Genomic DNA, 13,705 nt, shown 5'->3' on the forward strand with positions numbered 1-13,705 from the left:
GGGCGAAATCTGAAGGGACGCTCATGACCGCATTCGCCCGGTTGAGTCTTGCCAACCGCAGCCTCGTGATCTTACTGTCGATCGTGATCACCGCGTTCGGCGCGTTCACGATCCCGCAGCTCAAGCAGCAGTTGCTGCCGTCGCTGTCGTTCCCCGGCGCGTTCGTGATCGCCTCCTATCCCGGGGCTTCGCCCGAGATCGTGGAAGACCAGGTGACCAAGCCGCTGGAGGACTCCTTCCAGGGGATTGACGGCATGGAGCAGATGACCTCCACCTCCAAGGAGGGCATGACCCAGGTCCAGGTGGCCTTCGCCTTCGGCACCGACATCGAGGCGTCGATCAGCAAGATGCAGCAGGCGGTCAGCCGGGTGCAGCCGCAGTTGCCCGCCGGTGTGGAACCCCAGGTGGTCGCGGGTAACACCGATGACATTCCGGTGCTGGTGCTGGCGGTGGGCGACGGCGGCGATGAGCGGGCGATGGCCGACAAGCTGCGCCAGATCATGGTGCCGGAGCTGCAGGCCGTGCAGGGGGTACGGGAGGCGACGGTCACCGGCACCCGTGACGAGGTCGTCACGATCAAGCCGGACCTGAAGAAGATGGCGCTGGCCGGGGTGTCGGCGGCGCAGATCCCGGACGTGCTCAAGGCCAACGGGACGCCGATCCCGGCGGGCACGCTCAACTCCGGCACCTCCTCACTCACGGTGCAGGTGGGCGAGCGCGTCGATTCGATCGACAAGCTGAAGGACCTGTACCTGACTCCGGCCCAGCCGCAGGCCACCCCGGCCCAGGCCCAGCCGCAGGCGCAGGCGCAGCAGGGCCGGCCGGGCGGGCAGCAGCAGCCGGGCGGCCGACCGGCGCAGACGACCGCGCTCGCCCAACCCAAGCCGCTCAAGCCGGTGAAGCTGGGTTCGGTGGCCGACATCACCCGCGGCCTGGCCGAGGCGACGACGATCACCCGTACCGACGGCCGGACCAGTCTGGGCGTGTCGGTGACGATGATGCCCGACGGCAACGCGGTGTCGATCTCCAACGCCATCCGCGAGAAGCTGCCCGACCTGGGCCGCTCGCTGGGCGACTCGTCGGAGACCGCCGTGGAGGTGGTCTTCGACCAGGCCCCTTACGTTCAGGAGTCGATCGAGAGCCTGACCACCGAGGGCCTGCTGGGCCTGGCGTTCGCGGTGCTGGTCATCTTGGTGTTCCTGCTGTCGGTGCGCTCGACGCTGGTGACGGCGGTCTCGATCCCGCTGTCGGTGGTGATCGCGCTGATCGCGTTGTGGGCGGGCGACTATTCGCTGAACATGCTGACCCTCGGCGCGCTGACGATCGCGGTCGGCCGGGTGGTCGACGACTCGATCGTGGTGCTGGAGAACATCAAGCGCCACCTCGGCTACGGCGAGGCGAAACTGTCGGCGATCTTGTCGGCGGTACGCGAGGTGTCGGGTGCGGTGACGGCCTCGACGCTGACGACGGTGGCGGTGTTCGCGCCGATCGCGGTGGTCGGCGGCATGGTGGGTGAGCTGTTCGGCCCGTTCGCGGTCACGGTGGCGGTGGCGTTGCTGGCCTCGCTGGTGGTGTCGCTGACGGTGGTGCCGGTGATGGCGTACTGGTTCCTCAAGGCGCCGGTGCTGACGCCGGAGGAGGCGCGGGCGCAGCGGGAGGCGGCCGAGGCCAAGGAGCTGCGCAGCCCGCTGCAGCGCGCCTATCTGCCGGTGCTGCGCTTCGCGACGCGCTTCAAGCTGGTGACGATCCTGATCGGCCTGGCGGTGATGGTCGGCACGCTGGGACTGGCGGGCAGGCTGCAGACCAACTTCCTGGACTCGGCCGGCCAGAACACGATCTCGGTGTCGCAGAAGATGCCCGTGGGCACGGACCTGGCCACCACGGACGCGGCCGCCAAGAAGGTGGAGGGCCTCCTGGCCGGCCTGGACGGCGTGGAGACCTACCAGGTGAACGTCGGCGGCGGCAACGCGATGCGCGGCGGCGCCGGTGGCGGCGCGGATCGCGCGTCCTACTCGCTGACGCTGAAGGACGGCGCCGACACCCCGGCGGTGGAGCAGGCGCTGCGCGACAAGCTGAGCGGTCTGTCGGGCATCGGTGAGGTGACGGTCGGCGGATCGGGCGGCGGCGGCTTCTCCTCCGACTCCATCGACGTGATCGTGCAGGCGGCCGACGCCGAGACGCTGCGGACCGCGGCCGACGCCGTCAAGACGGCGATGGGCCAGGTCTCGGGCCTGCGTGATGTGTCGTCGAACCTGGAGGCCAGCGCCCCGCGCGTCGAGGTACGGGTCGACAAGGAGAAGGCGGCCGCCAAGGGGCTGTCGGAGGCGCAGATCGGCCAGTCGGTGGCGCAGGCCTTCCGCGGCGCGCCGCTGGGCCAGCTGACGCTGGACGGGCGGGCCAGTGACCTGGTGCTGCGCGTGGGTGAGGCGCCCGAGGACGTCAAGGAGATCGAGAAGCTGAAGCTGGCCACGGCGACGGGCCTGGTGAAGCTGTCGTCGGTGGCGGATGTCGAGCGGGTGGCCGGGCCGACGCAGGTGACCCGGATCGACGGTGAGCGCTCGGCGACGGTGTCGGCCAAGGCGACGGGTTCGGACCTGGGCAGCGTGACGCAGGCGCTGACGACCAAGCTGAACGGCGTGACGCTCGCCTCGGGCGCCTCCTACGAGATCGGCGGCGCGTCGGCGGACCAGCAGGACGCGTTCGCGGATCTGGGGCTGGCGATGCTGGCGGCCATCGCGATCGTGTTCATGATCATGGTGGCGACGTTCCGCAGCTTCGTGCAGCCGCTGATCTTGCTGGTGTCGATTCCGTTCGCCGCGACGGGCGCGGTCGGGCTGCTGGTGGCCACCGACACGGCCATGGGCGTGCCGGCGCTGATCGGCATGCTGATGCTGATCGGGATCGTGGTGACCAACGCGATCGTGCTGATCGACCTGATCAACCAGTACCGCGCTCAGGGGCTGGGGATCGTGGAGGCGGTGATCGAGGGCGGCCGGCGCAGGCTGCGGCCGATCCTGATGACGGCGGTGGCCACGATCTGCGCGCTGACGCCGATGGCGCTGGGTGTGACGGGGCAGGGCGGGTTCATCTCCCAGCCGCTGGCGGTCGTGGTCATTGGCGGCCTGATCACCTCGACCCTGCTGACGCTCGTGCTGGTTCCGACCCTCTACACGATGGTGGAGCGGGCCAAGGAGCGGCTGCGCCGCAAGCCGGCCGAGCCGAAGAAGGAAGAGGCGAAGGTTTTGGCTGCGACCCCGTAAAGCAAGAGGGGTGCTCCGCCCGTACGGCCTGGTGCCGTGCGGGCGGAGCTGTGTGAATAGACTTGTCCGACGTGACTTCCAAGCCGCGTATCCCCGATGTCCTGGCCGCTCGTTATGCCTCCCCGGAGCTGGCCCGGTTGTGGTCCCCCGAGTACAAGGTCGTCGCCGAGCGGCGGCTGTGGCTGGCGGTGCTGCGGGCGCAGGCGGAGCTCGGGGTCACCGTCCCGGACAGTGCGGTCGCCGACTACGAGAAAGTGGTCGAGCAGGTCGATCTGGCCTCCATCGCCGCGCGGGAGCGGGTGACGCGCCACGACGTGAAGGCGCGCATCGAGGAGTTCAACGCGCTGGCCGGGCACGAGCAGGTGCACAAGGGCATGACCTCGCGCGACCTGACCGAGAACGTCGAGCAGCTGCAGATACGCGACAGCCTCCTGCTGGTACGTGACCGGGTGGTGGCGTTGCTGGCCCGGCTGGCGCGGCTGGCCGAGGAGCATGAGGCGACGGTGGTGGCGGGCCGTTCGCACAACGTGGCGGCGCAGGCCACCACGCTGGGCAAGCGGTTCGCCTCGGCGGCCGATGAGCTGCTGGTGGCCTTCGGCCGGCTGCAGGAGCTGATCGCCCGCTACCCGCTGCGGGGCATCAAGGGGCCGGTGGGCACCGCCCAGGACATGCTGGACCTGCTGGACGGCGACCGCGCGAAGCTGGCGGAGCTGGAGGGGCGGGTGGCCGCGCACCTGGGGTTCGAGCGGCGTTTCACCAGCGTGGGCCAGGTGTACCCGCGCTCGCTGGACTTCGAGGTCGTCTCGGCCCTGGTACAGCTGGCGGCCTCGCCGTCGTCGCTGGCCAAGACGATCCGGCTGATGGCCGGGCACGAGCTGGTGACGGAGGGGTTCAAGGAGGGGCAGGTCGGCTCGTCGGCGATGCCGCACAAGATGAACACCCGCTCCTGCGAACGGGTGAACGGCCTGACGGTGGTGCTGCGCGGTTACGCCTCGATGGTGGCCGAGCTGGCCGGCGATCAGTGGAACGAGGGCGATGTGTCGTGCTCGGTGGTACGCCGGGTGGCGCTGCCGGACGCCTTCTTCGCCTTCGACGGGCTGGTGGAGACGATGCTGACGGTCCTGGACGAGTTCGGCGCCTTCCCTGCGGTGATCTCGGCGGAGCTGGACCGCTACCTGCCGTTCCTGGCCACGACGAAGATGCTCATGGCGGCGGTCCGCGCCGGGGTGGGCCGGGAGCGGGCACACGAGCTGATCAAGGAGCACGCGGTGGCTTCGGCGCTGGCGATGCGCTCGCGTGGCGCGGTCAACGAGCTGCTGGACCGGCTGGCGGCCGATGAGCGTTTCCCGCTGGAGCGTGAGGCTTTGGCGGCGCTGCTGGCCGACCGGGTGTCGTTCACCGGGGCGGCGGCCGAGCAGGTGGCGGCGGTGTCGCGGTCGGTGGGCGAGATCGTGGCGGCCCATCCGGAGGCGGCGGCCTACCAGCCGGGCTCGATTCTGTGATCGTTGAGCTGTCGCGGCTGGATGAGGTGCGCTCGGCGTGCGGGGACGACGACCTGCTGATGTGGGCGGCGCAGGGGTTGTCGGATGGCGTGCGGGTGTGGGCGGCGGGTGACGGGGTGGTGGCGGCCTCGCCGGGCCTGTCGCGCCGGGACCGGCTGGCGGTGTGGGGCGGCGCGGCATGCGCGACGCGGCTGGTACGGCACGCGCTGGGCGAGATGGGGCCCTCCTATCGGCCGGTGGGAGGCCGCCCTGATGGCAGAGGTGACGGCGAGGCTGGCCGTGCTGGAGGTGGCGGGCACGTTCTGGTGGATGAGCGTCTTCGGTTCCCTGTGTTTACCTAGGTAAAGCGGACATCGGCGTAGTCTCGTCGCGCCCGACCGGGGCCGGGAAGTGATCTGGTGGAAGCCGATGCCGCGTCCGTCCGGCGAGCCGGGTGGACCGTGGTTGAGAACCGCGTTGTCGGGGCCTGACTGCGCGCTCCTGGAGGAAGTGCGCCTCTTGGGCCGCCGCCCCGCCGGACGCTGTCCCGTTGGTGCGGACACCAACGGGGGTGGGGACCGAGCGCCAGTCAGGCACCCGGATGTGACAGGAAATTACCTCACGATTACCATCCGTCGCAACCAAGCGAGCCAGAGAAATCCAATGGGTTTCGGGCGAGATGGCTGCGGCGCGGGGCCGGGCGGCGCTGATGGTGGATGATGACAACCGGGCGGCGATCGGGGTGTACGAGCGGATCGGCTATCGGCGCCGCGCGCTCATGGCCTCGCAGGTGGTGTAGAGCGGGCCTACCGAGAGGGGCCGCTGCCGTTACGGGGATAGCGGGTTTGTGCGCCTTTATGGGCGGGCGTGGCGGAGCAGTTCGGTGAGCAGGGGGCGCAGGGCGGCGGGCACCTCGGACTCGGTCAGCTCGGTCACCTGGTCACCGGTGGGCCGGTGGACCGTCAGCCGGTAGCGGGGCTGGGAGGAGCCGGACGGCTCGGCGGCCGCGCCGGAGCCGAGGCTCCGCAGCAGGTCGTCGACGGACTTCTCCAGGTCGGTGTCGAGGGTGGCGGTGCGGCGCAGGCCGGTGAAGCCGCCGCTGGTTTCGAGCGTGACACGCATGGGCGTCCTTCCGGCTGGCTGTTCACCCCACGGTACGGGGCTGCGCACGGATCCGGGACGGGGCTTGCCGCGCAACCCCCGCGGCAAGCCTTGTCGCCGGACCCGTGCGCAAGGGGTTACCAGAATCCCTGCTGCCTGGCGGCGCCGCGGACGGTCTGGGGCGACTGGCGGGGGACCAGCCCGGCGCGGGCCAGGATGCGGGCCTGGGCGACGGCGACGGCGGCGGCGTCGGCGAACTTGGCGTTGGGCCACAGGTTCTGCAGCGTCTGGTACATGATCACGGTCGCGGCGTCGAGGCCGAGGTCCTGGCTGATGAGGTAGAACCAGCGGTTGGTGATGCCGGACATGATGTGCGGGTCGGCGGGTTCGAAGTAGCCGGACATGTCGCGAGGTTGCGGGTCGCGGCCCATCAGGGGGTTGTCGAAGGCGGTGCCGGGTTCGGCCATGTTGCGCAGCGCCTCGCCGTACAGGTCGTCGGCCATGATCTCATCACCGATGAGCCAGTTGTGGGTGTGGGCGTCCTGGCCGCCCGCGTAGGCGTCGATGGCGGTGCCGAGCATGTCGCTGAAGGACTCGTTCAGGGCGCCGCTCTGGTCGTTGGTGTAGTTGAGGTTGGCGCTGAACTGGGTGACGCCGTGGGTGAGCTCGTGGGCGCACACGTCCATGCTGGCGGTCAGGTCCTTGAAGACCTGGCCGCTGCCGTTGCCGAACACCATGCGCAGGCCGGAGTCGTCCCAGAAGGCGTTGTCGAAGGCGAGGCCGAAGTTGACGTTGGCGACGAGGTTGAGCCCGGCGTTGTCGATGGACTCGCGGCCGAGCCGGTCCTTGTAGTAGGCGCGTACCGCGCCGAGCTGGTCGTAGGCGTCGTTGGCGTTCTGGGCGGCGACGGCGGGGTCTCCTTCACCGCGGATGAAGGTGACGTCGAAGGTCCACTGGTTGAGGTCGTCGTAGACGAGACGTCCGCCGGTGCCGGGTTTGGGGACGGTCAGCCCAGGCGGGACGCTTTCGGGTTCGGCGGTCAGGCGCTGCTGGGCCAGGGGGAGGGCTTCGGTGCTGCGCCGGCCGCGGCGGAACTGCGCGGAGACGACGGCCGAGCGCTGGGCGGGTGAGGGTTCGGCGCTCTGCTGTGCCTGGACCTTGGCGATGTGGTCGAGGACGTGGGGCGGGACGAAGGAGCAGCGATATGCCATGGCTGAGCCCTTTTGGCGGGAACGGATTCTGACGTTTCCACGTAAGCGGGGCCGGGTGCGGGGCGCATCGGTGGCGGTCTCAGGGCTATCCCTAGGCGGCGTTCGGGCCGGGATTGGGGGTGGCCGGAAAATCGGATGAGGTTCGGCAGGCCGTCAGGCACAGTTGACAGTGTGATGTCCGATTTTGTTCCTGGTATCGAGTTGTCCCGAGACTTTTATGCCGAGGTGGTGGCGCCGCTGGTGGAGCGGGTGCCGCACAGCGCCGCGTTGATCGGGCCGGGCTCGGAGGTGCTGGCCTTCGACACGGGCCGCTCCGCCGATCACGACTGGGGCCCGCGGGTGCTGGTGTTCGTGGAGCCGGAGCGGGTGGCGCAGGTGGAGGCGCAGGTGCTGGCCGGGCTGCCCGAACGGTTTCGGGGGCTGGAGACGGTCTTCGACTACCACGGTGCCCGGCGGCCGGGCGTGGTGGTCGCCGATCTGGAGGCGTGGCTGGTGGAGCGGCTGGGGTTCGACCCGCGGCGGGGGGTGTCGCTGCTGGACTGGCTGTCGGTGCCGTGGCAGAGCCTGGCGGAGGTGACGCTGGGGGAGGTCTTCCATGACGGGCTGGGCGGCCTGGAGGAGGCCCGGGCGGCGCTGCGCTGGTATCCGGGCGATGTGTGGCGGTACGTACTGGCTTGCCAGTGGCGGCGCATCGCCCAGGAGGAGCCGTTCCCCAGCCGGTCGGGAGAGGTGGGGGATGAGCTCGGCTCAGCCGTCGTGGGGGCACGGCTGAGCCGGGAGGTGATGCGGCTGGCGCTGCTGCTGCGCCGCCGCTACCCGCCCTACGCCAAATGGCTGGGCAGCGCCCTGGCGCGGATGCCCGGCTCGACGGAGCTGGGAGAGTCGCTGGGACTGGCGGTGGCCGCCCGGTCATGGCGGGAGCGCGAGGACGGGCTGGCCGCCGCCTACGGGCGGCTGGCGGCGCTGCAGAACCGGGTGGCGCTGGCCGAGCCGCAGGATGAGCGGGTACGGGACTTCCACGACCGGCCCTTCCGCGTCATCGGCGGCGACCGGTTCGTCCAGGCGCTGCTGGGATCGGTGTCGGACCCGGTGATCAGGGGGTTGCCGGTGGTGGGGTGCGTGGACCAGCTGTCGGACTCGGTGGACCTGCTGCTGGAGCCGCGCCGCGCCCGCGCGGTGACGGCGGCGGCTCTCGGCCTGAGCGCCTGAGCGCCTGAGCGCCGCTCAGGCCCGCGTACGGCCGAACAGGCGGGCGCCGCCGAACACGCACACGGCCGCCAGGGCCACGGTGACGGCGGCGCCGGTCAGGACGGTGGCGTTGGCGTAGTGGCCCTGGAAGACCTGCCGTACCGCGTCGACGGTGTAGCGCAGGGGCACCACCCGGGAGGCGGCGTCAAGCCAGCCCGGCGCCAGGCTCATCGGCAGCAGCAGGCCCGACAGCAGCATGAGCGGCATGCCGGCGGTGTTGGCGATGGCCGCGAACTCCGGCGGCGTGGCGACGTTCATGGCCAGCCCGTAGGACAGGGCCGACAGGGCGGCGGCCAGGACGGCCACGAACAGCAGGCCCAGCACGATCCCGGCCAGCGGGGCGCGCAGCCCGAAGACCAGGCCGAGCCCGATGAGCAGGATCGACTGGACCAGCAGCTGCACGACGTCGCGCAGCGTGCGGCCCAGCAGCAGGGCCAGCGGGTGGACGGGGGTGACGCGCATGCGGTCGATGACGCCGAGATTGCGGTCCATCAGCAGGCCGAGCCCGACGAACGAGCCGCCGAGCAGGGCGAGCTGCACCAGCACGCCGGGCACCAGCGCCTGCCAGGACGATCCGCCCACGCCGAGGTCGAGCCTGGTCAGCAGCGGGCCGAACAGCGCCAGGAACAGCAGCGGCTGCAGCATGCCGAACCACAGGCTGGTCGTGGAGCGCAGCGTGGCGCGCAGGTAGCGGCCGAAGATGATGCCGGTGTCGGTGAGAAGGGTCATGGGATCTGTGTTCCTGTGGGTCTAGATGGACAGAAGGATCTAGATGGACAGAGGTTCGCCGGCGGTCGTGCGGCCGGTGATGGCCAGGAAGGCCTCCTGCAGGCTGGCGGCCGGATCGCCGGTGTGGCGGGACTTGAGCTCGGCGGGGGTGCCTTCGGCGACGACCGCTCCGGCGTCCACGACGACGATGCGGTCGGCGAGCGCGTCGGCCTCGTCGAGGTAGTGGGTGGTCAGGAAGACCGTGGTGCCGTGCTCGGCGCGGATGCGGCGCACCAGCTCCCACAGCTCGGCGCGGCTGCCGGGGTCCAGGCCGGTGCTCGGCTCGTCGAGGAAGAGCACCTGCGGCCGGTTGACCAGGCCGAGCGCGATCTCCAGCCGGCGGCGCTGGCCACCGGACAGGGCGGCGCTCGGCCGCTCCATCAGCTCCTCCAGAGCCAGGTCGCGGGCCAGTTCCTCGGCCCGCTCGCCGGCCTGGCTTCTGCTCAGGCGGTGCAGCCGGCCCTGGGTGATGAGCTCCTCGCGTACACCGCAGCCGGGGTCGAGGCCGCCGGACTGGGCGACGTAGCCGATGCGGCGGCGTACCCCGGCGGGGTCGGCGAGCAGGTCGTGCCCGGCCACCTCGGCGTGGCCGCCGCTGGGCGGCAGGAGGGTGGTGAGCATGCGGACGGTGGTGGTCTTTCCGGCGCCGTTCGGGCCCAGAAAGCCGAGGATCTCGCCGCGCCGCACGGTCAGGTCGATGCCGCGTACGGCGTGGACGGGACCTTTGGCCAGGGTGAAGGTACGCGTCAGGCCCCGGACGTGGATGGCTGGTTCAGGCATGCCGCCGATGGAACCACACTCCACTCCAAAATTGCAATCGACTTAAAGTTTGGAGTTGAGTTAAGCTATTCGGCATGACCGAGGGCTTGCGGGAACGCAAGAAGCAGCAGACCCGCCACCGCATCCGCGACGTGGCCACCGCCCTGTTCGTCGAACGCGGCTTCGACCACGTCACCATCGCCGAAGTCGCCGCGGCGGCCGAGGTGTCCGTCAACACCGTCTACAACTACTTCCAGACCAAGGAGGACCTCGTCCTGCCGCCCGAGGAGGCCTCACCCCAGCGCCTGGCCGACATCGTGCGCCACCGCCCCGCCGGCCAGGCCGCCGTCCCCGCCGTCCTGGAACACCTGCGCCAGGAGGTACGGCGGCGCGAACGCAAGCTCGGCCTGACCGACGGCTTCGGCCGCGTCTTCGACATGATGCGCGCCGCCCCCACCCTCACCGCCCGCCTGGGCGACCTCGGCCGGCAGATGACCGACGAACTGGCCGCCGTCCTGGCCGAAGAGAGCGGCGCCGCGCCCGGCGACCCGCTGCCCGCCATGGTGGCCTGGCACATCGGCGGCTTCCACGCGCTGGTCTACGCCGAGATCGGCAAACGGACCGCGGCAGGGCAGGACCCCGACGCCATCGCCGCGGCCGTGCTGGAACTCATCGACATCTACGAGGACCTGCTCGGAGAGCGTCTTCGAACCTACGCCACACGTAAGGACTGACCAATGTTCAGAGTGACGATCCGCGGCACCTTCGAGGGCCTGGACGAGGCCACGCGTGAGGCCGTACGAGCCGCGGCAGGCGCCGCCTTCACCGAGGCCGGGACCTTCACCCACGACCAGAGCGTGTCAGCCTTCACCTTCCGCTGCCAGATCCCCGCGGGCCCCGACGACGGCGAGCACGAGGCCACCGCGGCCGCGATGGCCGCCCTGGACGCCCACGGACACCCCTACCGCCTGCTGCGCGTCGCGGTCACGGACATGCGCGACATCAAGATCCGCCGCAAGGGCCGCCCGAGAGCGAGCTCGGGCTGAGCCCCGCCACCGGCCGCCCGGCATCCCGGGTACGACCCGCCGCGTTCACGTGAGGGCGTCGGCGGCGCGGATCTCGGCGGCTTTGCGAGCCCTCACGTAACGTCAGGCGCAAGCCCGGGCTGGACTCTCCCACAGCCGGAGGCCCCATGCTGGGGGACGTGGACGACGACCTCCTGCCAATCGGACAGTTCGCCCGGCTCACCCGCCTGAGCGTCAAGCAGCTGCGGCACTACGACGAGATCGGGCTACTACGGCCCGCCTGCGTGGACACCGCCACCGGCTACCGCTACTACCGCGCCGCCCAGGCCCGCACGGCGATGTCGATCGGGCTGCTGCGCTCCCTCGACGTGCCGCTGCCCGTCGTCGGCCAGGTCCTGGCCGGCACCGAAGGCGCCCTGGAGTCCGTACACGACTCACTGGAGGCCGAACTGGCCCGGCGGCGGCGCACACTGGCCTCCCTGGAACGCGTGATAGCCGACGGCCTGCCCGCCACCCAGGTCCGCATCGTCACCGAACCGGCCCACCGCGTCGCGCTCGTGCGCGAACGCGCCACCGGCCCGGCCGACATCGCCCGCGCCACCACCGCCGCGATGTCACGCCTGACAGCAGGCCTGCCGCACGGGCCGGCGACCCGATCCGACACAGGCACTGCCACGGACACCGACACTGACGCGGGGAATGCCACGGGAAGCGTCGCCGGCACCGACCCGGCACACTCCGGCGCGACGCCCTCCGCGACGCCCTCCGCGATGCCCTCCGCGATGCCCTCCGCGATGCCCGGCACGATGTCCGGCACGGCGCCCTCCGCGAACTCTTCCCCGGCGCTCTCCGTTACCCCCTCCGCGGCCCCCGGCAGCCGTCCAACTACCGCTGACACGCACCCAGCGCTGCCCGGTGGGGGAGCGGCCGTCGGTGGCCCGCGTTTGATCGGCCTGTTCCCCGTCGACCTGACCGACGACTTCGACGTGAGCGCCGCGCTCGTCCTGGCAGACGGCTGGCACGCCGGCGGGGGAGCACAGGTGGACGTGCTGCCCGGCGGTACCTTCGCCGCCGCCACCCACCTCGGCCCCTACGACCAGATCTCCCTGACCGCCCACGCCGTCCTGGCCTGGTGCGCCGAACGCCGCCACCCCATCCGCGGCCCGATCCGCGAGGTGTACGTGTCCGACCCGGCCCACACCCCGCCCGACCAGCTGATCACCCACCTGATGATCCCTTTGGAGGACGAGTCATGAGCGCCGAACTGATCACCCAAGGCCCCGTCACCTGCCTGAACGTCACCGGCCTCGGCGAGCCAGGAGGAGCCGAACACCTGTCCGCGATCGGCGCCCTGCACGCCGTCGCCGGCGCGATGGGCGGCCCCGCCGGGCCGCTGGAGGGCCTGTGGTGGGCGGAGGACGAGCGCCCGGGACTGCAGGTGCCGCGCGAGCAGTGGCGCTGGCACCTGCTACTGCCCCTGCCCGCCACCCCCGAGCCCGGACGCCTGGAACAGGCCCGCGAGTCCGTACGCGCGAGCGGCGCGGCCGTCGACCGCGTACGGGTGGCCGTCTTCACCGAGGGACAGTGCGTACAGATGCTGCACCACGGCCCCTACAGCGAGGAGCCCGTGACCCTGAAGGTGATGGAGGAGTACATGGACGAGCACGGCCTGGTCGCCAACGGGCCGCACCACGAGGTGTACCTGACGGCGTTCGACGACCCCGACCCGCGCACGCTGCTGCGCCAGCCCGTCCGCCCGGCATGAACCGCCTCACCCGTTAATCAGGGGTTCATCTGGGGTCGCACGATCTTCCCCCGCCGCCGCGCCGGCTCCTACATTCCGAAGCGTCACCCCATCCCGAGCGTCACCGCGGACACCGGCCCAGCGAGGTCAGGCCGGTCGCCACCGCGGCCGCGTCGGGCGCGAAGGTAAGAGCCGGCAAGGAGACAGACCGTGTTCAAGCGCATCGCCCTCATCCCCGTGCTGTTACTGGCCTTCCTGGGAGTGGCGAACCCCGCCCCGGCCCAGGCGCACGAGCAGCGCCACCTGCGCATCCTGCTCACCAACGACGACGGCTACACCTCCTCCTACCTGCAAGGACTGCGCCAGAAGCTGATCGAGGCGGGCCACGAGGTGACGGTCGTCGCCCCCGACAGCGACGTCAGCATCACCGGCACGGCGATCAACGCCAAATTCGGCACCACGCTGCAGGCCACCCAGAAGGAACCCGGCGTCTGGGCCGTCGGGGGCAGCCCCAGCGACGCGGTCGCGTTCGGGACGCGCGTCGTGTTCGCCGGCAACCCGCCCGACCTGGTGGTCTCGGGCCCCAACCCGGGTGAGAACGTCGCCGCGACAGCCAACTACTCCGGCACCGTCGCCGCGACGATCACCGCCATCACCGGCGGCATCCCCGCCGTGGCGGTCAGCGTCGCCAGGAGCGGCGGCTCCTTCCCCAGCGCCGACCAGTCGATCGCCTTCGCCGTCAAACTCGTCGACCGGCTGGCGGCGACCTCACGCGGCGCCGTCCTGCCCGCCCGCACCGCGCTGAACGTCAACTACCCCGTCACCCCCAACGGCAAGGTCACCGTCGCCAAGCTGGGAACCTCACTGCCGTTCTCCACCGACTACACCCTCGACTCCACCGCGTGCGCCACCTGCTACCGCATCCTGCCCCTGCCGGCCACCGCCCCCGACCCGGTGACCGACGCCGACCGCACCCTGCTGGCCGCCGGCAACGTCACCATCACCCCGCTGGACGGCAACTGGGAAGCGGGACCGGCCACCGCCACCATCATCCGCCTCCGCCTCAACGCCCTGACCCCCTGAGCCCGGAGCACCCCCCGGAACACTG

At 71.1% G+C, this 13,705-nt stretch carries 13 protein-coding genes; 9 read left to right on the top strand and 4 right to left on the bottom strand.

The genetic code is table 11. The features are described 5' to 3' along the window. Positions 1-23: 23 nt before the first annotated feature. The 3 genes from AB0J16_RS39070 (at position 24) to AB0J16_RS39080 (ending at position 5,103) form a co-directional block, all read left to right on the top strand. The gene (locus AB0J16_RS39070; RefSeq protein WP_358549504.1) at positions 24-3,260 is read left to right on the top strand and encodes an efflux RND transporter permease subunit; all 3,237 of its coding nucleotides are present in this window, start codon (positions 24-26) and stop codon (positions 3,258-3,260) included. A 71-nt stretch (positions 3,261-3,331) separates the two neighbouring features. Beyond that, complete coding sequence (gene purB / locus AB0J16_RS39075) at positions 3,332-4,762, top strand: adenylosuccinate lyase (RefSeq protein WP_358549507.1); 1,431 nt, start codon at positions 3,332-3,334, stop codon at positions 4,760-4,762. Continuing rightward, a complete protein-coding gene (locus AB0J16_RS39080; protein WP_358549510.1) occupies positions 4,759-5,103 on the top strand; it encodes a hypothetical protein in 345 nt (114 codons plus the stop codon). The genes purB and AB0J16_RS39080 overlap by 4 nt, the downstream gene beginning before the upstream one ends. Before the next feature lie 493 nt (positions 5,104-5,596). Here the strand turns inward: AB0J16_RS39080 and AB0J16_RS39085 are convergent, their stop codons facing one another. Both AB0J16_RS39085 and AB0J16_RS39090 read right to left on the bottom strand, forming a co-directional pair. Next, positions 5,597-5,863, bottom strand: a complete 267-nt coding sequence (locus AB0J16_RS39085) for a protealysin inhibitor emfourin (protein ID WP_358549513.1) — start codon at positions 5,861-5,863, stop codon at positions 5,597-5,599. Between the two features lie 116 nt (positions 5,864-5,979). Next, complete coding sequence (locus AB0J16_RS39090) at positions 5,980-7,053, bottom strand: M4 family metallopeptidase (protein ID WP_358549516.1); 1,074 nt, start codon at positions 7,051-7,053, stop codon at positions 5,980-5,982. A gap of 174 nt (positions 7,054-7,227) precedes the next feature. On the opposite strand from AB0J16_RS39090, the gene AB0J16_RS39095 reads away from it, so the two are divergent. Next, entirely contained in the window at positions 7,228-8,262 is a 1,035-nt protein-coding gene (locus AB0J16_RS39095) for a DUF4037 domain-containing protein (RefSeq protein WP_358549519.1), read from the top strand. Positions 8,263-8,277: 15 nt separating this feature from the next. Here AB0J16_RS39095 and AB0J16_RS39100 read toward each other — a convergent pair whose 3' ends face one another. Further along, entirely contained in the window at positions 8,278-9,030 is a 753-nt protein-coding gene (locus AB0J16_RS39100) for an ABC transporter permease (RefSeq protein ID WP_358549522.1), read from the bottom strand. A gap of 39 nt (positions 9,031-9,069) precedes the next feature. Continuing rightward, positions 9,070-9,849: an ATP-binding cassette domain-containing protein gene (locus AB0J16_RS39105; RefSeq protein ID WP_358549525.1), complete on the bottom strand. Its 780-nt coding sequence runs from the start codon at positions 9,847-9,849 to the stop codon at positions 9,070-9,072. 74 nt (positions 9,850-9,923) lie between these two features. Between AB0J16_RS39105 and AB0J16_RS39110 the strand changes: the two genes are divergently transcribed. The 5 genes from AB0J16_RS39110 (at position 9,924) to AB0J16_RS39130 (ending at position 13,680) form a co-directional block, all read left to right on the top strand. After that, entirely contained in the window at positions 9,924-10,562 is a 639-nt protein-coding gene (locus AB0J16_RS39110) for a TetR/AcrR family transcriptional regulator (RefSeq protein ID WP_358549528.1), read from the top strand. 3 nt (positions 10,563-10,565) lie between these two features. Beyond that, on the top strand, positions 10,566-10,874 hold the full coding sequence (locus tag AB0J16_RS39115; protein ID WP_358549530.1) for a DUF6204 family protein: 309 nt from the start codon (positions 10,566-10,568) through the stop codon (positions 10,872-10,874). 158 nt (positions 10,875-11,032) lie between these two features. Continuing rightward, positions 11,033-12,109, top strand: coding sequence for a MerR family transcriptional regulator (locus AB0J16_RS39120; RefSeq protein WP_358549532.1), 1,077 nt, complete (start codon positions 11,033-11,035; stop codon positions 12,107-12,109). Next, on the top strand, positions 12,106-12,618 hold the full coding sequence (locus AB0J16_RS39125; protein WP_358549535.1) for a GyrI-like domain-containing protein: 513 nt from the start codon (positions 12,106-12,108) through the stop codon (positions 12,616-12,618). Before AB0J16_RS39120 ends, AB0J16_RS39125 begins: the two co-directional genes overlap by 4 nt. Positions 12,619-12,807: 189 nt before the next feature. Continuing rightward, positions 12,808-13,680, top strand: coding sequence for a 5'/3'-nucleotidase SurE (locus AB0J16_RS39130; RefSeq protein ID WP_358549538.1), 873 nt, complete (start codon positions 12,808-12,810; stop codon positions 13,678-13,680). Positions 13,681-13,705 lie beyond the last annotated feature (25 nt).

Source organism: Nonomuraea sp. NPDC049750 (assembly GCF_040659625.1).
Taxonomy (GTDB): Bacteria; Actinomycetota; Actinomycetes; order Streptosporangiales; family Streptosporangiaceae; genus Nonomuraea.

Bases quoted from the DNA above. Each gene is read 5' to 3' on its own strand.
- AB0J16_RS39070 (WP_358549504.1), top strand. From the start codon at position 24: ATGACCGCATTCGCCCGGTTGAGTCTTGCCAACCGCAGCCTCGTGATC.
- AB0J16_RS39105 (WP_358549525.1), bottom strand. From the start codon at position 9,849: ATGCCTGAACCAGCCATCCACGTCCGGGGCCTGACGCGTACCTTCACC.
- AB0J16_RS39090 (WP_358549516.1), bottom strand. From the start codon at position 7,053: ATGGCATATCGCTGCTCCTTCGTCCCGCCCCACGTCCTCGACCACATC.
- AB0J16_RS39085 (WP_358549513.1), bottom strand. From the start codon at position 5,863: ATGCGTGTCACGCTCGAAACCAGCGGCGGCTTCACCGGCCTGCGCCGC.
- AB0J16_RS39115 (WP_358549530.1), top strand. From the start codon at position 10,566: ATGTTCAGAGTGACGATCCGCGGCACCTTCGAGGGCCTGGACGAGGCC.
- AB0J16_RS39125 (WP_358549535.1), top strand. From the start codon at position 12,106: ATGAGCGCCGAACTGATCACCCAAGGCCCCGTCACCTGCCTGAACGTC.
- AB0J16_RS39095 (WP_358549519.1), top strand. From the start codon at position 7,228: ATGTCCGATTTTGTTCCTGGTATCGAGTTGTCCCGAGACTTTTATGCC.
- AB0J16_RS39110 (WP_358549528.1), top strand. From the start codon at position 9,924: ATGACCGAGGGCTTGCGGGAACGCAAGAAGCAGCAGACCCGCCACCGC.
- AB0J16_RS39100 (WP_358549522.1), bottom strand. From the start codon at position 9,030: ATGACCCTTCTCACCGACACCGGCATCATCTTCGGCCGCTACCTGCGC.